The sequence below is a fragment of the Brevundimonas sp. UBA6550 genome (assembly GCF_002434505.1).
GTDB lineage: Bacteria > Pseudomonadota > Alphaproteobacteria > Caulobacterales > Caulobacteraceae > Brevundimonas.
This window is the reverse complement of sequence record NZ_DJKE01000012.1, coordinates 333388-356264: the sequence shown is the minus strand read 5'-3', so window position 1 is coordinate 356264 and position 22877 is coordinate 333388. Positions and strand designations below refer to the sequence as shown.

Below are 22877 nucleotides of genomic sequence, written 5' to 3'. Positions count from 1 at the left end.
CCCTCCGATGAAGCAATTCTTCCTGACGGTCCTTGGTGTCTTCACCGGGTTGATCCTGTTCGTGGTCGTCATTCCCGTGGTCCTGCTGACGGTCGCCGTCGCCTCGACCTCCAAGCCGACGACCCCGGCCAATACGGTGCTGGAGCTGGATCTGCGCAACGGAATCACCGACCAGCCGTCGTCCAATCCGTTCGCGGCCTTCGGCGGCTCCAGCCTGGCCCTGACCCAGGTGGTCGACGGCCTGCAGCAGGCGCAGGGCGACAACAGCGTCAAGGCCGTGCTGATCCGCCTGCCGGAAAGCGGCATGACCCCCGCCACCGCCGACGAACTGCGCCAGGCCATCCATCGCTTCCGCGCCTCGGGCAAGCCGGTCGTCGCCCACAGCCAGGGCTTCGTGCCCTCAGGGGCCGTGATGTCCACCTATATGGTCGGGGCCTCGGCGTCGGAGTTGTGGATGCAGAACACCGCCGGCTTCCAGGCTGTGGGCTTCTCGGCCGACAGCCTGTTCCTGGGCCGCGCCTTCCAGAAATATGGGGTGAAGGCCGAGTTCGAGCAGCGCTACGAGTACAAGAACGCCGTCAACGAATACACCCAGAGCGACTACACCGGCCCGCACCGCGAGGCCATGACCGCCTGGATGACCTCCATCTACGACAGCGCCCTGGGCCACGCCGCCCAGGATCGCAAGACCACGGCCCCGGCGCTGAAGACCCTGGTCGAGGCCGGCCCCTATACGGCCGAACAGGCCCTGGCCAACCGCCTGATCGACAAGGTCGGCCAGGTCGAGGAGGCCGAGATCGCCGTCAAGGCCCGCGCCGGCAAGGGCGCCGAAATCGTCGAGTTCGGCAAATATCTGAGCCAGAAGGGCGAGCGCGCCGGCTCGGGCCGGAACGCCATCGCCATCGTGGGCGGCGAGGGGGCCATCGTCACCGGCCGGGGCGGCGGGGGCGGCTTCGGCGGCGGCTCCTCCATCCATTCCGACGACACGGCCGAGGCCATCTACGACGCCATCGAGGACAAGGACGTGAAGGCCATCGTCTTCCGCGTCTCCTCGCCCGGCGGCTCGCCCGAGGCGTCCGAACAGATCCTGGCCGCCGTGCGCGCGGCGCGCGCGGCCGGCAAGCCGGTGGTGGTCTCGATGGGGGCCTATGCGGCCTCGGGCGGCTATTGGGTCAGTTCCGAAGCCGACTGGATCGTGGCCCAGCCCACCACCCTGACCGGCTCCATCGGCGTGTTCGGCGGCAAGTTCGTGCTGGCCGACGCGCTTGGCCGGTTCGGCGTGGACATGCGCGGCCTGACGGTGGGCGGCGAATACGCCGACGCCTTCTCGCCAAGCCAAAGCTTCACCCCGGGCCAGCGCGCGGCCTTCTCGGGCCAGATGGATCGCATCTACGACGACTTCATCAGCCGCGTCGCCACGGGCCGCAAACTGCCGGCCGAACGGGTGCGCGAGATCGCCAAGGGGCGCGTCTGGACCGGCGCCCAGGCCCTGCCGCTGGGGCTGGTGGATCAGCTGGGCGGCCTGACCGAGGCGGTGGCCAAGGCCAAGCAGTTGGCCAAGATTCCCGCCGACCAGTCCGTGCGCTTCAAGCATTTCCCCAAGGAGAAGTCGCCGTGGCAGGCAATTTCGGAGATGTTCGGCGTCCAGACCGAGGCCGCCAAGGCCCTGGTCATGCTGGGCGGCGTGATGGCCGATCCCCAGGCCCAGGCGGTGATGCAGCGGATCGACAGCGACCGGATGCGCAGCCAGGGCGCCGTGGTCCTGGCCGACCAGCCGATGTTCTGACGGGGCCTCGCAGCGCGGCCGTGCGCCGCAGTCCATTGACCGCGGGGCCCGATGGACCGACATTGCGGTTCAGGCGTTCCCCGGAGCGCCTGAAAGGATGATCCATGTTCCAGCCTGAACGTCTCGCCACCATCGGTTTCGCCGCCCGCCGCCGTCCCAACGGTCTGGTCGCCTCGGTGATGTGGCTCGCCGGCATGATCGCGGCCGTCGCCGCCATGGCCGTGGGCGCGGTTTTGGCCGTCTTCACCGCCGCTGCGGTAGCGGTGATCGCCCTGTTCGCCGGGGTTCTGGTCTTCCTGGTCGGTCTGGTGATGCGGACCCGTCGCACCATGACGCCGCGCCGCCGCGCCGGCGACCCCGACCTGATCGAGGCGCACAAGGTGGACGGCGCCTGGGTCGCCTACGGCTGGGAACGCAACGGCCGCTGAGCCGACGCCTTCATGATCGCCTTCATCGAAGCGCCTTCGCCCAACTTTGACGCGCGCCGTGCGCCGCCCGACATGCTGGTGCTCCACTATACCGGCATGAAGACCGGCGAGGCGGCCCTGGCGCGCCTGCGCGACCCCGAGGCCAAGGTCTCGGCCCATTATCTGGTCGAGGAAGACGGCCGTATCTTTCATCTTGTTCCCGAAGAACGCCGCGCCTGGCACTCCGGTCGCGGCGTCTGGCAGGGCGAGGACGACTGCAACGCCGCCTCGATCGGCATAGAGATCGTCAATCCGGGCCATGAGTTCGGCTATCGCGACTTCCCCGAGGCCCAGATCGCGGCGGTCATCGCCTTGATTGGCGACATTCGCAGCCGCTGGACGATCCCCGACAACCGTATCATCGGCCATTCCGACCTGGCGCCGGACCGCAAGGAAGATCCCGGCGAACGCTTCCCTTGGAGGCGTCTGGCCGAGGTCGGTCATGGCCTGTGGTTCGAACCCGCCCCCGAACGCATCCACGCCCTGGGCGGCCTGCTGCAGAAGGGCGATCAGGGCATCGGCGTGATCGTCCTGCGCGCCGGTCTGCACCGACTGGGTTACGGCCTGAAACCCGGCGGCGACTATGACGCGGATGCCGAAACCGCCGTCCGCGCCTTCCAGCGTCACTGGCGCCCCAGTCGCATCGACGGCGTCGCCGACGGCGAAACCCGCGCCCGCCTGGTCGGCCTGCTCCAACTCGCCAGCGCCGAAAGCGTGACGGGCGTGTTGAACTAAACGTGCGAGCGGTCCTGGAAGGGGCCGAAGACGCGGATGATCGAGATGGTGCGGCCCCCGTCGTCGATACGATACAGGATGCGATGGCCCTCTATGGGGCGCTCCCGAACGCCTGAGACATCGTGCTCAGGCCATCGGAACGGCGTGAACTGCAGTTCGACAATGGCGCGCGTGATGCGGGCGGATCGCAATCGCGCTTTCAGGCCGCTGCCGGGTTGATGCAGCCAGCGCCGCACCGCGAGCAGATCCCCGCGCGCCCGGGCGGTGAAGATAACCTGATAGGGGCCTTTCATTCAGCTAAGGCTGGGGTCTTCGAGATCTTCGCCGGCGGCCCAGCGATCCAGCCATTCCAGCGCTTCGTCGCCGGAAATGACCCGTCCGGCGGCGATGTCGGCATCGCCTTCAGCGATACGCGCGCGCTCCCAGGTCAGTCGGCGCTCGCGCCGCTCAGGGCTTTCCTGACTGACGATGTTCGAGGCGGGTTCGGCCATGTCTGACTATAACCCATTTCGTTCGCCGCCGCATCCGTCGGTTGACCTGGGCGGCGCGGCGGCGCATCTAGCGCGCGCCAGACGGCTGGGCGGTCGCGGCGGACTTTGCGTCCGTCGAGGAAAGTCCGGGCTCCACGGTGAAAAGGCGGCGGATAACTTCCGCCCGGGGCGACCCGAGGGATAGCGCCACAGAAAGCAAACCTCCGGCCTCGCGAGGCCGGTAAGGGTGAAAGGGTGGGGTAAGAGCCCACCGCGTGCCTGGCAACAGGGACGGCATGGCAAGCCCCGCCTGGAGCAAGACCAAATAGGGACATCGCGCGGGCTCGCTCGCGGGGTTCACCGCCTCAGATGTCCGGGTAGGTCGCGAGAACCGATCAGCAATGGTCGGTCCAGAGGAATGATCGTCGCCGTTCTCCGGAGCGGAACAAAACCCGGCTTACAGGCCGTCTGGCATATTTTTACTTGGGTCTATCGGCCTTGGCCCTGTTTCAGGCCCGTTGGCGCGGTGTTGGGGGCGCACCCCCTATGCGCCGCCGTGGTCCGTGTTCGGATTATCCCCGCATTTCAGCGTTCTGGCAGCCTGAGCCCAGTCCCGCGGCCGTTAACCTCTTGTCTGCGCAACGAAGGTTAGAACGCTTCACAGGCTGTGAATACTTCGGTTGTTCTGTGTATGTTCCATGTCTATAGGCGTGTTCGGCTCGCCACACGTCAAAACATGGTTAAATCTTGGTCTCGATCCCATTGAGACCCATTTCGTCCCATGCTATCCCAAGATCATGATTTGGGGCTGAAAGGCGGGCGCGGCGGGCGTTCGTCAGGCATCTAGGGACGGGCCGAAGGGTCCGATTGGGCAGGGCGTGTTTCTCTCGACCTACGAGAAGCAGCTGGACGGCAAACGCCGTCTCCTGATCCCCAACGATTTCCGCACGGTCGAAAACGGCGCGGCCGGCGGCGTCTTCATCTTCCCCTCCATCGAGGCCGACTGCCTGGAAGCGGGCGGCGACCGCCTGTTCGCCGTCTATGCTGAAATGATCGAGGCCCTGCCGTTCGGCTCCGAGGAGCGTTCGGCGCTGGAGTGGCAGGTGATGGGCGAGCAGGTGCGCCTGGCCTATGATTCCGGCGGTCGGATCACCCTGCCGGAAAGCCTCTGCGCCGAGGCGGGCCTGGACGACACTGTCGTCATCGTCGGTCTGAACGACCGCTTCCAGATCTGGTCGCGCGAGAAATGGGCGGCACGCCGCGCCGAACAGCGCGCCCTGGCCAAGGCGGGGATGGCCCAGATCGGCGCCCTGAAGTTGCAGGCCCAGATGAAGCTGGCGGGAGGCGGATCGTGACCGAAGCGCCCCACGCCCCAGTATTGTTGGCCGAGGTGATCGAGGCCCTGGCGCCTGCGCCCGGCGATGTGATGATCGACGCCACCTTCGGCGCCGGCGGCTACACCCGCGCCATCCTGAAGTCCGGCGCCCAGGTCATCGCCTTGGATCGCGACCCGACGGTCCAGCCGCACGCCGACGCCGTCGCCAGCGACTTCCCCGGCCAATTCCAAGTGATCCGCACCCCCTTCTCGGGTCTGACCCAGGCCTTCGCCGACAGCGGCAAGGCGAAGCTGGACGGCGCCGTCTTCGACATCGGCGTCTCCTCGATGCAGCTGGATCAGGCCGAGCGCGGCTTTTCCTTCATGCGCGACGGGCCGCTGGACATGCGCATGTCCGATGATGGGGCGACCGCGGCCGACATCGTCAACACCTGGGACCACGGGCCGCTGGCCCACATCTTCAAACTGTATGGCGAGGAGCGTCAATCCGGCCGCGTCGCCACCGCCATCCTGCGCCGCCGTGTCGAACAGCCCTTCACCCGCACCTTGGATCTGGCCGAGGTCGTCGAAAAGGCCCTGGGCGGCCGTCGCGGCGCGCCCATCCATCCGGCGACCCGCGTGTTCCAGGCCTTGCGCATCGCTGTGAACGACGAACTGGGCGAGCTGGAGCGCGGGCTGGAAGCGGCTGAGGCGACCCTGGCGCCCGGCGGGCGTCTGGCCGTCGTCACCTTCCATTCGCTGGAAGACCGCATCGTCAAGGCCTTCCTGACCGAGCGGACGGGCAACGCCCCCGCCGGTTCGCGCCACGCGCCCATCGCCGTCGATCCGCGCAAGCCCAGCTTCACGCTTCAGTTCAAGGGTGCGCGCGAGGCGGGCGACGAAGAGCGTTCGATCAATCCTCGCGCCCGCTCGGCCAAGCTGCGGGCCGCCGTCCGCACCGACGCCCCGGCCTGGGGCAAGATTTCCGGGAAGGCGGCATGACCACGGCGCCCTTCTTCACCTATTCCCGCTCGGCCCTTCAGCGTCTGTTCGACTGGAAGGTGCGCGGCGTGCGCTGGGTCGAGATCATCGGTGTGGCCCTAGTCGCGATCATGATCGTGTCCGTCTATGCCGCCAAGGCCGCCGCCGCGCGCGAAAGCAGCCGCATCGCCCAGCTGGAGCAGGACATCCGCGAGAACGGCCAGCGCGTCCGCCTGCTGCGCGCCGAGGTCGCCCGTCTGGAGCAGCCCGCCCGGCTGGAGGCCCTGTCGCGCCAGATCGGCATGGCCCCGGTCGACGTCCACCGCCAGGCGGGGGAGGGTCAACTGACCGCCCTGAAGCCGGCCGCCTCCGCCGCCAAACCTGCCGCCGCCCCCGCTGCGACGCCGGCCGCCCCCGCAATCGCCGACGACGCCGCGCCCGCGCCCGCTCATGAGACGCCGCAATGAGCGTGCAGGACCATCGCTATCACCGCCCCGCGCCGGGCGGCGATTTCCAGGAGCGGCTGCAGGGCCGCCTGTCGCCGTTCTGGCGCTGGCTGTCCGAACTGGTCTGGCGGCTGGAGCATGGGTTCGAACGCGCCCGCGCCGACGCCCGGCCGGAAGAGGACACGCGCGTCCGCATCTTCCTGATCCTGATCGTCTTTTCGTGCGTCTTCGCCGGACTGGCGCTGGGCGCGTCCTACAAGGCGCTGCTGGCTCCCGGCGGCGGACGCGGCGCCGGCGTCAATCCCGACGCCCTGGTGCGCGGCGATCTGACGGATCGCAACGGCGAGCTGCTGGCCACCAACATCGTCCACTACGGCCTCTATATCGACCCGGCCGAGATATGGGATCGCGACCTGGCCTATCGCCAGCTGCGCCGCGCCCTGCCGCGCATCTCCAGCGACCGGCTGAAGCGGGTTCTGGCCGGCGATCGCCGCCTGATCGCCCTGACCGGCCTGACGCCTCAGGAAAAGGCCGCCGTCCACGACCTGGCCCTGGGCGGCGTCACCTTCGAGCCCGAGGATCGCCGCGCCTATCCGCTGGGAACCTCGGCCGTCCACCTGATCGGCGACGCCGACACGGGCGGGCGGGGCGTGTCCGGCGCCGAACTGGCCTTCAACGACGAAATCCGCGCGGCGGGCCAACGGGGCGAAGCATTCCCCCTGTCCATCGACCTGCGCGTTCAGGGGGTGCTGGAAAACGAACTGGCCGCCGCCGCGATCAAGGCCCAGGCCAAGGGCGCGGTGGGCATCGTCACCGATGTTCAGACCGGCGAGGTGCTGGGCATGGCCTCCTGGCCGACCTTCAACTCGGCCAATCGCGGCGCGGCGCCCGATGGGGCGACGCTGAACCGCGCCGTCTCGGGTCACTACGAAATGGGCTCGGTGTTCAAGACCTTCACCGTCGCCGCCGGCCTGGACACCGGCCGGGCCGACATGAACACCCTGTTCGACGCCTCCCAGGCCTTCCAGATCGGCGACCGCAAGATCAAGGACTTCCACGCCCAGAACCGGGTGATGACGCTGGAAGAAGTCTATCTGCACTCCTCCAACATCGGCACCTCGCAACTGGCGGTGCAGATGGGGCCGGACGTGATGCGCAGCTATTTCCAGCGGCTGGGCCTGCTGGACGCCGCCAGGATCGAGCTGAAGGAATCGGCCAAGCCCGTCGTGCCGCGTCGCTGGGACAACTCGACCCTGGCGTCGCTGTCGTTCGGCTATGGCATCATGATCACCCCGGCCCAGATGATCCAGGCCATGGGCGCCCTGACCAACGGCGGGCGGATGATCCCCTTGAGCCTGCGCAAGGGCGGGGCGCGCGGCGTCCAGCCCCAGCAGGTCGTCACCGAGGAGACCTCGCGCACCATTCTGGACCTGATGCGCCGCAATGTGGTCAAGGGTTCGGGCGGCTTCGCCGATGCGCCCGGCCTGCGCGTGGGCGGCAAGACCGGCTCTGCCAACAAGCTGGTCGGCGGCCGTTACGACCCCAGCCACGCGCTCGGCTCCTTCGCGGCGGTCTTCCCCGTCGACGGCCCGCTGAACGGCAAACGATACGCCATACTGATCGTGATGGACGAGCCGGGGACCTATCCTAAGACCGGCGCCTATGTCGCCGCGCCGGCCGTCAAGAACATCGCCGACCGCATCGCCGGCTTCCTGGGCGTGGAACGGCGCGAGGACCGCTGGCGCACCGCCATGGGCGAGAAGGTGCCAGAATATCAGGACGTTGCGGGGGACGGGCTGTGAGCGCGCTTCACCTGTCCGACCTGGTGCGCCGCGACGTGGCCTCCGATCCCGTCATCACCGGCGTCACCGCCGACAGCCGCAAGGTCGCGCCCGGCGCCCTGTTCGTCGCCCTGCCGGGATCGGCCGCCGACGGCCGCGCCTTCATCCCGCAAGCTTTGGCCCAGGGCGCCGCCGCCGTTCTGGCCCCCGCCGACACGCCCGAAACCGCAGCCCCGGTCCTGGTCACGTCCGGCGACGTGCGTCGCGCCTACGCCATCGCCGCGCGCGGCTTCTACGGCGCCCAGCCCAAGACCTGCGTGGCCGTGACCGGCACCAACGGCAAGACCTCGGTCGCCGCCTTCTGCCGCCAGCTGTGGGCCGGCGTCGGGCATAAGTCCGCCAGCATGGGCACCCTGGGCGTCGTGGGTCAGAAGGGCGACAAGACCTACGCCCTGACCGGCCCCGGTCTGACCAGCCCCGACGCCGCCGAGGCCGCCCGCCTGATGGCCGAACTGGCCCGTAAGGACGTGACCCACGTCGCGCTGGAGGCCTCGTCCCACGGCATCGATCAGCGCCGGCTGGACGGGGTCGCTTTGAAGGCCGCCGCCTTCACCAACCTGACCCAGGATCACCTCGACTATCACGGCACGATGCAGGACTATCGCGCCGCCAAGATGCGGCTGTTCGAGACCCTGCTGCCGCGCGGCCGCACCGCCGTCCTGAACGCCGATTCCGACGCCTATTCCGCCTTCGCCTCGGCCTCGATCATGGCAGGGCTGGGCGTGATGGCGGTGGGCGAGCGGGGCCGCGATCTGACGCTGATCGGGCGCCGGGCGACGCCCGAGGGGCAGCGCCTGACCCTGGACGTGCGGGGCCAGGTCCGCGACATCCTGCTGCCCCTGGCCGGCGCCTTCCAGGCTTCCAACGCCCTGGTGGCGGCGGGCCTGTGCATCGCGGCGGGCGACGCCCCCGACGCCGTGATCGGCGCGCTGGAGGGGCTGACGGGCGCGCAAGGGCGGCTGCAGCGCATCGGCGCCGAGACCGGGCGCGGCGAGGTCTATGTCGACTACGCCCACACGCCCGACGGGCTGGAGACGGTGCTGAACGCCCTGCGCCCCCATGCGACCGGCCGTCTGATCGCGGTGTTCGGCGCGGGCGGCGACCGGGATCGCGGCAAGCGGCCGCTGATGGGCGCCATCGCCGGGCGCCTGGCCGACGTCGCCATCGTCACCGACGACAATCCCCGTTCCGAAGACCCCGCCGCCATCCGCGCCGAGGTGCGCGCCGGCTGCCCCGATGCGCTGGAGATCGGCGACCGCCGCGCCGCCATCGCGGCCGCCGTCGAAATGATGCGTGACGGGGATGTGGTGGTCATCGCCGGAAAAGGGCATGAACAGGGGCAGATCGTCGCGGGCGTGACCCACCCCTTCGACGACGCTACCGTCGCGTCCGAGGCCCTGTCCCTTTATGCCTGATACCATCGCCCGCCCGCTCTGGACGGCCGCCGAAGTCGCCGCCGCCACGGGCGGCCTGCTGCATGGCGACGACCGCCAGATCACCGGCGTCACCTACAACAGCCGCGAGATTGCGCCCGGCGACCTGTTCCTGGCGCTGAAGGGCGCCCGCGACGGGCATGAGTTCGCAGGCGACGCCTTCGCCGCCGGGGCCGCCGCCGCCCTGGTCGAACATCCGGTCGAGGGCGGGCCCTGCATCGTCGTTCCCGACACGCTGCACGGCCTGGAAGCGCTGGGCGTCGCCGCCCGCGAACGCGCGCCCCAGGTGAAGCGCGGCGCCGTCACCGGCAGCGTCGGCAAGACCAGCGTGACCCAGGCGATCAAGGCTGGCCTCGACCTCGCCGGCCCCGCCCACGGCTCGATCAAGAGCTACAACAACCATATCGGCGTTCCGCTGACCCTGGCCCGGATGCCGGCCCAGACCCAGCGCGCGGTCTTCGAGATCGGCATGAACGCGCCGGGCGAGATCGCGCCCCTGTCGCGCTTCGTCGCCCCCCACGCCGCCTGCGTCACCACCGTCGGCCCAGTCCATATCGAGGCCTTCGCCGATGGCGAGGCCGGAGTGGCGCGCGAGAAGGCGGCCATCTTCCAGGGCCTGGTTCCCGGCGGAACCGCGGTAGCCAATGGCGATGTCGCCTTCGCCGGTGTCCTGGCCGAGGCCGCCCGCGCGGTGCATGCCCGCCTCGTCGTCTTCGGAACCCAGGCGGGTTGCGACGCCCGCCTGATCGACTTTCGCCCGGATGCGCAGGGCGCGACCGTCACCGCCGAACTGTTCGGACGGCCGCTGCAATATCGCCTGGCCCAGTCGGGCGCCCACTGGGGCCTGAACAGTCTTTGCGTCCTGGCCATGCTGGACGCGCTGGACGTGTCGCTGGAGACGGGTCTTCAGGCCCTGGCGGACTTTCAGCCCCTGGCCGGGCGGGGCCAGACGCGCCAGGTCGCCCTGGTCGACGGCGCCTTCACCCTGATCGACGAAAGCTACAACGCCAATCCCCTGTCGATGACCGCCGGGTTCAAGAGCCTGGGCGCCCTCCCCGTATCGGGCCGCCGCATTGTGGTCCTGACCGACATGCTGGAGCTGGGCGACCAGAGCCGCAGCCTGCACGAGGGCCTGGCCGGTCCCATCGACGCGGCGGGCCTGGATCTGGTTCACGCCGCCGGGCCGCAGATGCGCTGGCTTTACGATGCCCTGCCGGTGTCGCGTCGCGGCCTGTGGCGCGAGACCGCCGCCGAACTGGCCGCCGAGGCCGCCATTCTGGTCGCTCCCGGCGATGTCGTCATGGTCAAGGGGTCGAACGGCTCACGGGCCTCGCTGGTCGCCCAGGCGCTGGCGGATCTGCAAGGCCGCGACACGGCGCCCGCGACGCGATAGGGGACACCCATGTTTTACCTGCTCTACCTCTATTACGCCGACATCGCGCACCAGTATCCACTGCTGAATCTGGTCCAGTATCAGACGGTGCGGATGGCTCTGGCCCTGGCCACGGCCATGATCGTCGCCGTCGCCATGGGCAGCCGCTTCATCAACTGGATTCGCGCCAAACAGGGCCGGGGCCAGCCGATCCGCGACGACGGCCCCGTCAGCCACCTGTCCAAGGTCGGCACCCCCACCATGGGCGGGCTGATGATCCTGGCCGGTATCGGCGTGTCGGTGCTGCTGTGGGGCGACCTGACCAATCCCTACATCTGGATCGTCAGCCTGGTCACCGCCGCCTTCGGCGTGCTGGGCTTCATCGACGACTACGCCAAGGTGACCAAACAGACCTCGGCCGGCCTGACGTCCAAGCAGAAGCTGCTGGCCCAGACGGTCGTCGCCGTGGTCGCCGGCGTCCTGACCGTGCTGTGGATGACCGTCTCGCCCACCTCGCCGGGGCTTGAGACGTCCATCGCCTTCCCCTTCTTCAAGGCGGTGCTGCTGAATATCGGCTGGTTCTATGTGGCCTTCGCCGCCTTCACCATCGTCGGCTTCTCCAACGCCGTGAACCTGACCGACGGTCTGGACGGCCTGGCCACCGTGCCGGTGATGATGGCGGCGGGCGCCTTCGGGGTGATCTCGTATCTGGCCGGCAACTTCGTCTTCGCCCAGTATCTGCAGATCCACCACGTCCCAGGCGCCGGCGAACTGGCCATCTTCTGCGCCGCCATGATCGGCGGGGGCGCGGGCTTCCTGTGGTACAACGCCCCTCCGGCCAAGATCTTCATGGGCGACACCGGCTCGCTGGCCTTAGGCGGGGCGCTGGGCGCCATCGCCGTCATGACCAAGCACGAACTGGTCCTGGGCATCGTCGGCGGCCTGTTCGTCGCCGAAGCCGCCTCGGTCATGATCCAGGTCGGCTATTACAAGCTGACCAAGAAGCGCATCTTCCTGATGGCGCCGGTCCATCACCATTTCGAGAAGATGGGCTGGCCGGAATCCACCGTGGTCATCCGCTTCTGGATCATCGCCGGCGCCCTGGCCCTGATCGGCCTGTCCACGCTGAAACTGCGTTGATCCGATGATCCTGGTTCCCGGTTTCGAGGGCAGGCGGGTCGCGGTCTTCGGCCTGGGACGGTCGGGGATCACGGCCGCACGCGCGCTCCAGGCCGGGGGCGCGATCCCCATACTGTGGGACGACGGCGTCTCGGGCCGGATGCAGGCCGAGGCGGAAGGCTTCCAGGTCCAAGACCTGACCACGGCCGACTGGTCGGGCTTCGCCGCCCTGGTCCTGTCGCCGGGCGCCCCCCTGACCCACCCCAAGCCGCACTGGACCGTGGACCGGGCGCGCGAGGCCGGGGTTCCGGTCATCGGCGACGTCGAACTGATCTCCCGCGCCCTGGCCGCCCGGCCCTCCGACCAGCGACCCCGCGTCGTCGCCATAACCGGCACCAACGGCAAGTCCACCACCACGGCCCTGATCGGCTGGGTGCTGAAGTCCGCCGGCATGACGGTCCACGTCGGCGGCAATATCGGCATCGGCGTCCTGGCCCTGCCGGAGCCGACGCCGGACGCCGTCTATGTGATCGAGGTCTCCAGCTACCAGCTGGACCTGACCACGACCTTCGCCCCCGATGTCGCCATCCTGACCAACATCAGCCCCGACCACCTGGACCGCCACGGCGGCATGGAGGGCTATGTCGCGACCAAGGCGCGGATCTTCGCGGCCCAGGCGCCCGACGCGGTGGCCTTGATCGGCGTGGACGAGGATTGGGGGCGGGGGATTGCATCCGGCCTGAATTCCCGCGTCATCACGATTTCTTCCTCCGCTCATCCCCGCGAAAGCGGGGACCCAGTCCTTTCGCAGGGGCAGGGCGCCGGGGATCACGAGCGGTCTTCCACAGACACGCCGGAACGCCCACAGAACTGGGTCCCCGCCTTCGCGGGGATGAGCGGTATCGAGGCTGTGCCGAGCGCGATCCGGGCCGAGGGCCGGAACCTCGCGGATTTGACCCCCGCCCGTTCCTTACCCGGTCGCCACAACGCTCAGAACGCCGCCTTCGCCTATGCCGCCGCCCGCGCGCTGGGCGTTTCCCACGCCGCTGCCGTCAAGGGCCTGCTGACCTTCCCCGGCCTCGCCCACCGGATGGAGACGGTGGCTCAGGTCGGTGCCGTGCGCTTCGTCAACGACTCCAAGGCCACCAACGCCGACGCCGCGCGTCAGGCCCTGACCTCCTATCCGTCCGTCTTCTGGATCGCGGGCGGCGTGCCCAAGGCGGGCGGCATCGACGCCCTGGCCGACCTCTTCCCGCGCATAAGCAAGGCCTATCTGATCGGCCAGGCGGCGCCCGCCTTCGCCGAAACCCTGGGTGACACGCCCCACGTCATCGCCCAGACCCTGGACGCCGCCGTCGCCGACGCCGCCGCCGACGCCGCAGCCGCCGGGGGCGAACAGATCGTCCTCCTGTCGCCCGCCTGCGCCAGTTTCGACCAGTTCGCCGATTTCGAGGCGCGGGGCGAGGCCTTCCGAGCCGCCGTTCTGAACCTGACCTCCGCCCCGGAGAGCGCCGCATGAGCGCCCATTACACCCCCGCCTTCTCCCGCAACGATCAGAGCCTGATCGCGCGCTGGTTCTGGACCGTGGATCGCGGCCTTCTGGGCGCGGCCCTGGCCCTGATGGCGCTGGGCGTCTCGCTCAGCTTCGCCTCCAGCCCGGCCGCCATCCTGGCCGATGAATCGATCACCGACCCCTTCCACTATTCCTGGCGGATGATGATCTTCGCCGGCGTCGGCCTGACGGTCATGCTGACCACCTCGCTGATGTCGCCGCGCGGGGTGCGTCGGATCGCGGTTCTGGCCCTGTTCGGCGCCATCGTCGTCATGGCCGCCCTGCCGTTCATCGGCGACACGGTGAAGGGCGCCGCGCGCTGGGTGAACCTGGGGCCGTTCAGTCTTCAGCCGTCCGAGTTCGCCAAGCCCGGCCTGATCGTCTTCGCCGCCTGGATGTTCGCCGAGGCGCAGAAGGGGCAGGGGGTGCCCGGCGTGACCATCGCGTTTGGATTCTACGCCCTGACCGTGTGTCTGCTGCTGATCCAACCGGATATCGGCCAGACCCTGCTGATCACCACCACCTTCATGGCCGTCTTCTTCATGGCCGGGGTGCCGTTCAAATGGATGGCGGTCCTGGCCAGCGCGGGCATGGCGGGACTGGTGTCGCTTTATTTCGTCTTCGGCCATATGCGCGACCGTCTCAGCCGCTTCTTCTCGCCCGAGACCACCGACACCCACCAGATCGACAGCGCGTCCGAGGCCATTCGCGCCGGCGGCCTGCTGGGCCGCGGGGTGGGCGAGGGGGTGATGAAGCGGCACGTGCCCGACCTGCACACCGACTTCATCTATTCCGTCGGCGCCGAGGAGTTCGGCCTGGTCCTCAGCCTGATCATGATCGGCCTTTACGCCTTCATCGTCGTGCGCGGGATGCGCCGGGCCATGAAACTGACCGATCCGTTCGAACAGACGGCGGCGGCGGGCCTGTTCATGCTGATCGGGCTTCAGGCCTGCATCAATGTGGCGGTGAACCTGAACCTGATTCCGACCAAGGGCATGACCCTGCCGTTCATCAGCTACGGCGGTTCGTCCATGCTGGCGATGGGCCTGACCATGGGCTTCGCCCTGGCCCTGACGCGCCGCCGCCCCGGCGCCTACGAACCGGGCGCCAGCCTGACCATGGGCCGGCGGTTGCTGTAGGAAACCAAAAACACCGTCACTCTAGGCCTTGTGCCTAGAGTCCATAAACTCGAGCTTCACCGTGAACGCACGACTGCCGACACCGGGCGCATGGATCCCAGGCACGAGGCCTGGGATGACGAAAAAGAGTAAATGCGAGACAGGGTCGGAAGCGATCCCATGAACGGAGACCCCATGTCCAAGCTCTGCGTCGTCGCCGCCGGCGGCACCGGCGGCCATATGTTCCCGGCCGAGGCCCTGGCGCGCGAGATGGCGGCGCGCGGCTGGCGCGTGGTGCTGGCGACCGATCATCGGGGCGAGCAATACGCCCACGCCTTTCCGGCCGAGGAACGGCTGGCCCTGGACGCCGCCACAGGCTCGGGCCCGCTGGGTCTGGTCAAGGCCGGCCTGGCCATCTTCAAGGGCGTGATCCAGGCGCGCGACGCCTTCGACCGGCTGGGCGCAGACGTGGTGGTGGGCTTTGGCGGCTATCCGTCGGCGCCTGCGCTAGTGGCGGCGGTGACGTCGCAGCGCCCGACCGTCATCCATGAGCAGAACGCGGTCCTGGGCCGCACCAATCGCATCCTGGCCCCCTATGTCGGCCAGGTCGCCTCGTCCTTCCCGACGCTGGAGCGGGCGCCGGCCAAGATACAGGGCCGCTCGCACGTCGTCGGCTCGCCGGTGCGCGCCGAAATCCGCGCCCTGTTCGACCGTCCCTACATCGTCCCCGCCGATGACGGCCCGATCCATGTGCTGGTGACGGGCGGCAGTCAGGGCGCGCGCATCCTGTCGGAGACGACCCCCCGCGCCCTGGCCGCCCTGCCGGAACCTCTGCGTCGTCGCCTGAAGGTGCAGCAGCAGTCACGCCCCGAGACGCTGGATGCCGCACGCCAGATCTATCTGGAGGCGGGGATAGAGGCCGAGGTCGCCCCCTTCTTCCGCGACATGGCCGAACGGCTGGCCAAGGCCCATCTGGTCGTGGGCCGCTCCGGCGCCTCGACCTGCGCCGAACTGGCCGTCGCCGCCCTGCCGTCCGTCCTGATCCCTCTGAAGATCGCCACCGACGACCACCAGCGCCTGAACGCCAAGGCCCTGACCGACGCCGGCGCGGCCGAGGTCATCCTGGAAGACGACCTGACCGTCGAACGCCTGTCCTCGACCCTGACCGGCGTCCTGTCCGACCCGCAGCGCCTGTCGGCCATGTCCGCCGCCGCCCGCAGCGTCGCCATCCCAGACGCCGCCCAGCGCCTGGCTGACCTGACCGAGGCGACGGCGGGGCGGTGAAATCTCCTCTGCTCCCCATGAAATGGGGAGGGGGACCGCGAAGCGGTGGAGGGGGTCTTGAAGTCCCACAGGCGCCTGCAATGCGGCGGCAGCCCCTCCGTCACGGCGCCGAAGAGGCGCCGCGCCACCTCCCCGCCTAGCGGGGAGGAGACTTTCACAACCGTTCAGCTTGTGGCGCGTTAGTTCCCCATGCCCCCCGAAATCATCGCCCTGACCCGCCAAGTCCGCGCCCTGTGGCATCGGTTCGACTGGCTGCCCGAATGGGCGGTCACCGGCCTGGTCCTGCTGGTCTTCGTGGGCGGCGGCTGGGTCACGCACAAGATCGCCTTCGCCATCCTGCGCCGCATGGTCAGGAAGAAGGACGTCTTCTGGCGAGGAGTTGTCGAGCGGGCGCGGATCAAGCTGCGGGTGCTGATCATCATCATGGGCGTGGGGTTGGGTGTGACCGTCTCGCCGATGGACCCGGCGCCTTCGGCGGACATCCGGTCGGTGCTGCTGTTCCTGTTCATCCTGACGCTGGGCTGGCTCGCGTCGGGGGTGCTGGACATGTGGTCCGTCATGCACCTGAGGCGCTACAACATCGCCGTCGAGGACAATCTGCTGGCCAGGAAGCACCTGACCCAGACCCGCATCCTGCAACGGGTGGCCAAGGTGATCCTGTTCATCGTCACGGTGGGTCTGGCCCTGATGACCATCGCGGGCTTCCGCCAGTGGGGCGTCAGCCTGCTGGCCTCGGCCGGGGTCGTCGGCATCATCGCCGGCCTGGCGCTCCAGCCCATCCTGACCAATATGGTCGCCGGCATCCAGATCGCCCTGACACAGCCCATCCGCCTAGACGACGCGGTCATCGTCGAGAAGGAATGGGGCAATGTGGAGGAGATCACCGCCACCTATGTGGTGGTCAAGCTGTGGGACTGGCGCCGGATGGTGCTGCCCCTGTCGTACTTCATCACCACGCCCTTCCAGAACTGGACGCGCGAGAACGCCCGCCTGATAGGGGTGGCCTTATTCTACGTTGACTACGAGGCGCCGATCGACCGGCTGCGCACCGCCTTCGAGGGCATCGTCAAGGCGTCCCAGCACTGGGACGGCGACGTGCAGGTGATGCAGGTCACCGACATCACCGAGCGCGTGCTCCAGGTTCGCTGCCTGGCCAGCGCCCGCTCCGCCGGGGTGGCGTTCGACCTGCGCTGCGAAATCCGCGAGAAGCTGATGGCCTTCATGCGCGACGAATGCCGCGAGGCCCTTCCGCGCGACCGTATCGAGTGGCCGCAGGGCGAACCCTCTAGTCTCCCTCCCCGTCTCGGGGAGGGTGGCCGCGAAGCGGTCGGGTGGGGGCGGCCGCCATCAGTTCGCGAAGAATGAACTCCATGACATCCGGCAGCCGATCACGAACATCGGCGGCCGCTATGCGCAGGGTCTTCACCCCATGATGCGCCAGTGCGGCGTCACGGCGGGCGTCCCAGTCGCCGCGACCCTCGTGCGAACCGCCGTCGACCTCCACCGCCAGGCCGCGTCCCAGGCAAACGAAGTCGAGATAGTAACCCAGGAGAGGATGCTGACGGCGGAAGTGAAAGCCTTGCTTTCGTAGGTCGCGCAGCGCCAGCCAAAGCCGCGCTTCCGGCGGGCTCATGGCTTTTCGCATCGCCCTGGCCTTCGCGATCTTCGCCATTCTGGGCCGCCCCCACCCGGTCTCGCTGCGCTCGACCACCCTCCCCTGAAGGGGAGGGAGATGGCAAGAGGTCAGTCCGCCAGAGCCGTCTGTCCTCGCCTGATCGCCTCGTCCGGCGTCAGGGTCTCGGCGGGCGTTTGCGTCGCGCAGGCCACGGCCAGCAGTTCGGCGGCGTCGCCGCCGGGAGCGGCGGGATAGGCGGGGGCGGCGTCGGGCGTGGCGGGGCCTTCGGTCCCGTCGGCGCGCAGCGAGGCGAAGTCCAGCCGGTCCGCCCTCATCGCGCGGCAATCGAACGCCCAGCGCGACCAGCCGCCGACATAGACGACGTCGCCGACCTTGAAGCCGGTCTCGGCGACCTGAAGTTCGCGCATATGGGCGATGTCGCCGTTGCGCTCGATGGAGTTCACATCGGCGTAGATGGCGAAACGGCCGACGCCGACAGGGGCGAGGACGGGATCGGCCAGAAGGGCCAGCATCAGGGCGATCATGCGACCAGGGTCTCGGCTTGATGCAGGTCCACGCTGACCAGCTGGCTCATGCCGCGTTCGGGCATGGTGACGCCGTACAGGCGGTCCATTCGGCTCATGGTGACGGGGTTGTGGGTGATGACGATGAAGCGGGTGTCGGTGCGGCTCCGCATCTCGTGCAGCATTCGGCAGAAGCGGTCGACATTGGCGTCGTCCAGCGGGGCGTCCACCTCGTCCAGCACGCAGACCGGCGCCGGGTTGGCCAGGAAGACGCCGAAGATCAGGGCCGCCGCCGTCAGGGCCTGTTCGCCCCCGCTCATCAGCGACATGACCGACAGCCGCTTGCCCGGCGGGCAGGCGTAGATCTCAAGCCCCGCCTCCAGCGGGTCGTCGCTCTCGACCAGTTTCAGCTCGGCCTGACCGCCGCCGAACAGGGCCTCGAACAGGGTCTTGAAGTTGGTGTTGATGACGTCGAAGGCCGCGACCAGCCGCTCGCGCCCCTCGGCGTTCAGCTCGTCGATGCCGTCGCGCAGCTTGGCGATCGCCTGGGTCAGGTCGATGCGTTCGGACTTCATGCTGTTCAGCCGCTCGCCATATTCGACCGCCTCGTCCTCGGCGCGCAGATTGACGGCGCCCAGGGTCTCGCGCTCGCGCTCCAGCCCGAACAGCAGGCTCTCGGCGCCCGCCGCGTCAGGCGGGCGGGCGATGGCGTCGTCGGTCAGCTTCTGGCCCAGTTCCTGCGGCGACATCTGCGCCGTCTCGCGCAGGGTGGTCTCGGCCTCGGTCAGCTTCTCGGCGGCGGCCTCGGCGCGGGCGGCCAGACCGGCGCGGGCCTCGCGGGCCTGCGCGGCGGCGGCGTCTGCGGCGCGGCTGGCGCGGTCGGCGTCGCCCGCCGCCGCATCGGCCAGGGCCATGGCGTCGGACGCCGCCTGCCTGCGCTGTTCGGCGGCGGTCAGCGTATCCAGCAGCTTGCCCCGCTGTTCGGCGAAGCCCTGGGGCGCGACCTCGGCCTGTTTCAGCAGGGCGGCGGTCTTGTCGGCGTCCTTCGCCAGGGCGGAGACGCGGGCGGCGCTGTCCTTTGACCGGCTGACCCAGCCGTCGCGGGCGCGGGTCAGCCCGCCCAGCCTCTGTTCGCGGCCCTGACGGTCGCGGGCCTCGGCGTCGCGGTCTGAGCGGGCGGTCTGGGCGGCGGTGCGGGCCGTGTCGGCGGCGGCGCGGGCTGCCGCCAGTTCGTTCCGCAGATCGGCCAGGGTTTCGGACGGGGCGTCTGTGGTCTGGGCGGCGTCCAGAGCGGTCTGGGCCTCCGCGACCTCGGCGGCCAGCCGGGTCACGGTGTCGTCTAGGGCCTGCGCGCGGGCCTCGCGCCGCGCCTGATCGCGGGCCAGTGTTTCGACCCGGTCGCGGGCGGCGGTCACGGCCTTGTCGGCGGCGAAGGGCTTGAGGCGGGCGGTCTTCACCTCTTCCTCAGCGGCGCGGAAGGCGTGGGTTGCTGACTTCTGGGCCGCCTGCGCCTGCTCCAGCGCGGGCTTGCCCTTGTCGATGTCGGCCTCCAGTTCGGCCAGCCGCGTGCGCTGGGCCAGACGCACGGCGGCGGGACGGGGCGCCTCGGCGCGACTGACGAAGCCGTCCCAGCGGTAGAGGTCGCCATCGGTCGTCACCAGACGCGCGCCGGGCGGCAGGGTCTCAGCCAGTTTCGCGGCCTCAGCCTGGGTTACGACACCGCACAGGGCCAGGCGGGCGGTCAGTTGATCGGGCGCCTGCACATGGGCCGACAGGGGCGTGACGCCCGTGGGCCAGGACGGGGCAGGCGCGTCGGCCCCGCCCCAGTAGGCGGCGGCGCGGGCGTCAAGCGCGGCGTCCAGATCGTCGCCCAGAGCGGCGGCCAGAGCGGCCTCATAGCCCTTGTCGGCGCGCACCCTGTCCAGGGCGGGCGGGTGGTCGCGCTTGCCCGACGCCAGCAGTTGGGCCAGGCCCCGCGCCTCGGTCTGCAGACGGCCCAGCCGGTCCTCGGCCGCGCGGGCGGCGGTGCGGGCCTCCTGTTCGGCGCGCGCCAGTTCGCCGCGTTTGGCCTCGGCGGCCTCGACGGCTTCGCGGGCGGCGGCGAGGTCGGCCTGCGCCGTCTCCAGCGCCTGACGCGCCGTCTCCAGTTCGGGCGTCTCCAGCGGACCCAGGGCCTCGCGTTCGCGCCTGGCCTGATCGTGCTGGCCGGTGACGCGCGACAGGCGGGCCTCGGCGTCGCGTTTACGGGCCGTCTCGGCGTTGGCGCGGGCCTCGACGGCGGCGAGCGTGCCGGCCAGACGTTCCACCTCGGCGTCGGCGGCCTTTCGGGCGTCTTCCGCCGCCAGCAGCGCCTTGTCCAGTTCGGGGCCGCGTTCCGGGGCGGCGGCGATCTCGGCCTTCAGCCGGGTCAGTTCGTGGTTCAGCCGGTCCAGTTCGCGGTTGGCGTCGGCGGCCATTGCGTCTTCGCGCGCGGCGTCGGCGGCGATGCGGGCGGCCTCGGCCTTCAGCCGGTCCACCTCGGCGCGGGCGGCCTGTTCGGCTATGTCCAGCCGGTCGCGCTCCAGACTGGCGCGGTGCAGCAGGGCCGAGGCGACGGCGTCCTCTTCCCGCGCGGGCTTCAGGGCTTCCTGTGCGGCCAGGGCGGCGGTCTGGGCGGCGGCGGCGGCGGTCGTCGTTTCAGCCACATGGGCATCCGCCGCGCGCAGTTCTGCGGCCGCCGACTCGGCCGCCAGCCGGGCGTCGTTCCAGCGGACGAACAGCAGCGCGGCCTGAAGGGCGCGGATCTCGGCGCTGATCTTCTTGTACTTCTCGGCCTGACGGGCCTCGCGCTTCAGGCGGTTCAGCGCGGTTTCCAGTTCGCGGCCGATGTCGTCGAGGCGTTCGAGGTTGGTCTCGGCGGCTTTCAGGCGCAGTTCGGCCTCATGCCTGCGGGTGTGCAGACCGGCGACCCCGCCCGCCTCTTCCAGAATGCGGCGGCGGTTCTGCGGCTTGGCGGCGATCAGTTCGCTGATCTGGCCCTGACGCACCAGGGCGGGGGAGTTGGCGCCGGTCGAGGCGTCGGCGAACAGAAGCTGGACGTCGCGGGCGCGCACCTCCTTGCCGTTGATCCGATAGGTCGAGCCCTGGCCCCGGTCGATGCGGCGCGACACCTCCAGAATGGGACTGTCGGTGAAGGGCTGAGGCGCGCGGCGTTGCGCATTGTCGATGGTCAGGCTGACTTCGGCATGGCTGCGCGGGGGACGGCCTGCGGCGCCGGCGAAGATGACGTCGTCCATGCCCTGGCCGCGCATGGCCTTGGCCGAGTTCGCCCCCATGACCCAGCGCAGGCTTTCAAGGACGTTGGACTTGCCGCAGCCGTTCGGCCCGACCACGCCGGTCAGGCCGGATTCGATCTGGACCTCCGCCGCATCGACGAAGGACTTGAAGCCGACCAGCCGGAGCCGCTGGAACTGCATCGGCCTAGAGCGTCACCGACGCAGCAGCGGGTCGATGGCGGCCGACAGGGCGTCAAGCGAATGGTCCGCGACCAGCGTCCCGTTGACGAACAGGGTCGGCGTGCCGGTCACGCCCGCCGCCTCGGCGCCGGCGATCTGGGCCTCCAGCGCTTCGCGGGTGGCGGGGGCTTGCAGGCAGGTCTCGATCTCGGCGCGGGGCTTGCCGCTGGCGGCGACGCCGGCGGCGAACCAGGGCTGAGCCCCGGTCGTGGCCAGGTTCGCCTGATCGCGCATGAAGACCGAGGCGACGTCGAAATACTTGCCCGGCGCGGCGCACAGGGCGACGGCCGCCGCAGCGGCCGCGACATTGGCCGGCTGGGTGGGCAGGTTGCGGTGAACCAGCCGCACCGTGCCCGTGTCGATGTATTTGGCCTTGAACGCCGGCAGCACCGTGTTGTGGAAGTCCGCGCAGTGCGAGCAGGTGAAGGAGGCGTATTCGATCACCGTCACCGGCGCATCCGCCCGACCCAGGACGTGATCCTGGGCCGTGACGGGGGGCGGCGCCTCGGCCGCGAACGACGCCGACGCCGCGCCCATCGACAGGGCGGCGGCGCAGGACAGGGCCAGGACGGCGCGGCGGAGCATCGGCGTCGCCTTACTTGGCCAGGGCGGCGTCGATGGCGGTGGACAGGTCGGCCAGGCTGGCGCCCTCGCCGCCGGGGGTCAGGACCTGCTGGTCGTTGACGTAGAAGGCCGGGGTGCCGGTCACGCCCTGGGTGCGGGCGAACTGGACCCGCTTCTCCATGGCGGCGACGGCCTCCTTGTCGGTCACGCAGTCGTTGAACTGCTGCTCGGACAGGCCGGCCGCCTGGGCGGTGCGCAGCAGCCAGTCGCGCGGCGAGGAGGTCAGCATCTCCTGCTGGGTCGCCATCAACTGGTGGACCACGTCGAAATACTTGTCCTTGCCGGCGCAGCGCGCGACCAGGAAGCCGGCGGTGGCGGCGTCGACCGGCGGGGTCGGCAGCTCGCGGAAGATGTAGCGGACCTTGTTGGTGTCCACATATTTGGCCTTGAACGCCGGCCAGGTGTTCTTCTGCCACAGAGCGCAGTGCGGGCAGGTGACCGAGGCGTATTCGACCACGGTGACCTTGGCGCCTTCGGCCGCGCCCTGGCTCATGTCGCCCTCTGCCGCGCCCTTGGCGCCGCCGCTGCACGCGGCCAGGGCCATGGTCGCCAGGGCGGCGCCGGTGATGGCCGCACGGCGGCTCATGCGGGCGAAGCGGGTTTCAGTGTCGGCCATGGGATTTCCTCGGTCGGATCATTGGCGAATGGCGGCGCGATTCCCCGGAACGGCGCAACCCTGAACTAGTCGAGAACAGGTGCGG

Annotated in this window: 21 protein-coding genes and 1 other RNA gene; 15 read left to right on the top strand and 7 right to left on the bottom strand. The window is 69.6% G+C overall.

Annotated features, from left to right (window positions below):
- The first annotated feature begins 7 nt into the window (after positions 1 to 7).
- From sppA to B3Z70_RS15115, 3 genes are all read left to right on the top strand, one after another.
- Positions 8 to 1786 (top strand): signal peptide peptidase SppA, encoded by a 1779-nt coding sequence (sppA, locus tag B3Z70_RS15125; RefSeq protein WP_292022200.1) that lies wholly within the window; start codon positions 8 to 10, stop codon positions 1784 to 1786.
- A 104-nt stretch (positions 1787 to 1890) separates the two neighbouring features.
- Positions 1891 to 2214: a hypothetical protein gene (locus B3Z70_RS15120; RefSeq protein WP_292022202.1), complete on the top strand. Its 324-nt coding sequence runs from the start codon at positions 1891 to 1893 to the stop codon at positions 2212 to 2214.
- Between the two features lie 12 nt (positions 2215 to 2226).
- The gene (locus B3Z70_RS15115) at positions 2227 to 2988 is read left to right on the top strand and encodes an N-acetylmuramoyl-L-alanine amidase (protein ID WP_292022203.1); all 762 of its coding nucleotides are present in this window, start codon (positions 2227 to 2229) and stop codon (positions 2986 to 2988) included.
- Here the strand turns inward: B3Z70_RS15115 and B3Z70_RS15110 are convergent.
- The gene (locus B3Z70_RS15110; protein WP_292022205.1) at positions 2985 to 3281 is read right to left on the bottom strand and encodes a type II toxin-antitoxin system RelE/ParE family toxin; all 297 of its coding nucleotides are present in this window, start codon (positions 3279 to 3281) and stop codon (positions 2985 to 2987) included. The two genes, B3Z70_RS15115 and B3Z70_RS15110, sit on opposite strands and share 4 nt — an antisense overlap.
- Positions 3282 to 3479, bottom strand: a complete 198-nt coding sequence (locus B3Z70_RS15105) for a hypothetical protein (protein WP_292022208.1) — start codon at positions 3477 to 3479, stop codon at positions 3282 to 3284.
- A 77-nt stretch (positions 3480 to 3556) separates the two neighbouring features.
- Between B3Z70_RS15105 and rnpB the strand changes: the two genes are divergently transcribed.
- From rnpB to B3Z70_RS15045, 12 genes are all read left to right on the top strand, one after another.
- Positions 3557 to 3934, top strand: an RNA gene (gene rnpB, locus B3Z70_RS15100) — RNase P RNA component class A.
- Between the two features lie 402 nt (positions 3935 to 4336).
- Positions 4337 to 4813 carry a division/cell wall cluster transcriptional repressor MraZ gene (locus tag B3Z70_RS15095; RefSeq protein WP_292022210.1) on the top strand — a complete coding sequence of 159 codons (477 nt, stop codon included), beginning with the start codon at positions 4337 to 4339 and terminating at the stop codon, positions 4811 to 4813.
- A complete protein-coding gene (rsmH, locus tag B3Z70_RS15090) occupies positions 4810 to 5775 on the top strand; it encodes a 16S rRNA (cytosine(1402)-N(4))-methyltransferase RsmH (protein WP_292022212.1) in 966 nt (321 codons plus the stop codon). Before B3Z70_RS15095 ends, rsmH begins: the two co-directional genes overlap by 4 nt.
- Positions 5772 to 6221 (top strand): cell division protein FtsL, encoded by a 450-nt coding sequence (gene ftsL, locus B3Z70_RS15085; RefSeq protein ID WP_292045821.1) that lies wholly within the window; start codon positions 5772 to 5774, stop codon positions 6219 to 6221. The genes rsmH and ftsL overlap by 4 nt, the downstream gene beginning before the upstream one ends.
- A complete protein-coding gene (locus tag B3Z70_RS15080; RefSeq protein WP_292024554.1) occupies positions 6218 to 8002 on the top strand; it encodes a peptidoglycan D,D-transpeptidase FtsI family protein in 1785 nt (594 codons plus the stop codon). The genes ftsL and B3Z70_RS15080 overlap by 4 nt, the downstream gene beginning before the upstream one ends.
- Entirely contained in the window at positions 7999 to 9456 is a 1458-nt protein-coding gene (locus B3Z70_RS15075) for a UDP-N-acetylmuramoyl-L-alanyl-D-glutamate--2,6-diaminopimelate ligase (protein WP_292024555.1), read from the top strand. The genes B3Z70_RS15080 and B3Z70_RS15075 overlap by 4 nt, the downstream gene beginning before the upstream one ends.
- Entirely contained in the window at positions 9449 to 10867 is a 1419-nt protein-coding gene (locus tag B3Z70_RS15070) for a UDP-N-acetylmuramoyl-tripeptide--D-alanyl-D-alanine ligase (RefSeq protein ID WP_292024556.1), read from the top strand. The genes B3Z70_RS15075 and B3Z70_RS15070 overlap by 8 nt, the downstream gene beginning before the upstream one ends.
- 9 nt (positions 10868 to 10876) lie before the next feature.
- Positions 10877 to 11986 (top strand): phospho-N-acetylmuramoyl-pentapeptide-transferase, encoded by a 1110-nt coding sequence (gene mraY, locus B3Z70_RS15065; RefSeq protein WP_292024557.1) that lies wholly within the window; start codon positions 10877 to 10879, stop codon positions 11984 to 11986.
- A gap of 4 nt (positions 11987 to 11990) precedes the next feature.
- Positions 11991 to 13484, top strand: a complete 1494-nt coding sequence (gene murD, locus B3Z70_RS15060) for a UDP-N-acetylmuramoyl-L-alanine--D-glutamate ligase (protein WP_292024558.1) — start codon at positions 11991 to 11993, stop codon at positions 13482 to 13484.
- On the top strand, positions 13481 to 14656 hold the full coding sequence (locus B3Z70_RS15055) for a peptidoglycan glycosyltransferase FtsW (protein ID WP_292024559.1): 1176 nt from the start codon (positions 13481 to 13483) through the stop codon (positions 14654 to 14656). Before murD ends, B3Z70_RS15055 begins: the two co-directional genes overlap by 4 nt.
- Before the next feature lie 174 nt (positions 14657 to 14830).
- Positions 14831 to 15919 (top strand): undecaprenyldiphospho-muramoylpentapeptide beta-N-acetylglucosaminyltransferase, encoded by a 1089-nt coding sequence (murG, locus tag B3Z70_RS15050; RefSeq protein WP_292024564.1) that lies wholly within the window; start codon positions 14831 to 14833, stop codon positions 15917 to 15919.
- A gap of 189 nt (positions 15920 to 16108) precedes the next feature.
- The gene (locus B3Z70_RS15045; RefSeq protein ID WP_292024560.1) at positions 16109 to 17284 is read left to right on the top strand and encodes a mechanosensitive ion channel family protein; all 1176 of its coding nucleotides are present in this window, start codon (positions 16109 to 16111) and stop codon (positions 17282 to 17284) included.
- Here B3Z70_RS15045 and B3Z70_RS15040 read toward each other — a convergent pair.
- The 5 genes from B3Z70_RS15040 to B3Z70_RS15020 form a co-directional block, all read right to left on the bottom strand.
- Positions 17205 to 17591, bottom strand: coding sequence for an endonuclease domain-containing protein (locus tag B3Z70_RS15040; protein WP_292024561.1), 387 nt, complete (start codon positions 17589 to 17591; stop codon positions 17205 to 17207). The two genes, B3Z70_RS15045 and B3Z70_RS15040, sit on opposite strands and share 80 nt — an antisense overlap.
- 71 nt (positions 17592 to 17662) lie before the next feature.
- Positions 17663 to 18079, bottom strand: a complete 417-nt coding sequence (locus tag B3Z70_RS15035; RefSeq protein WP_292024562.1) for a surface-adhesin E family protein — start codon at positions 18077 to 18079, stop codon at positions 17663 to 17665.
- Positions 18076 to 21513, bottom strand: coding sequence for a chromosome segregation protein SMC (gene smc, locus B3Z70_RS15030; RefSeq protein ID WP_292045820.1), 3438 nt, complete (start codon positions 21511 to 21513; stop codon positions 18076 to 18078). Before smc ends, B3Z70_RS15035 begins: the two co-directional genes overlap by 4 nt.
- A 12-nt stretch (positions 21514 to 21525) precedes the next feature.
- Positions 21526 to 22137, bottom strand: a complete 612-nt coding sequence (locus B3Z70_RS15025; protein ID WP_292019290.1) for a thioredoxin domain-containing protein — start codon at positions 22135 to 22137, stop codon at positions 21526 to 21528.
- A gap of 10 nt (positions 22138 to 22147) precedes the next feature.
- Positions 22148 to 22792, bottom strand: coding sequence for a DsbA family protein (locus tag B3Z70_RS15020; protein WP_292019292.1), 645 nt, complete (start codon positions 22790 to 22792; stop codon positions 22148 to 22150).
- Positions 22793 to 22877: the final 85 nt, after the last annotated feature.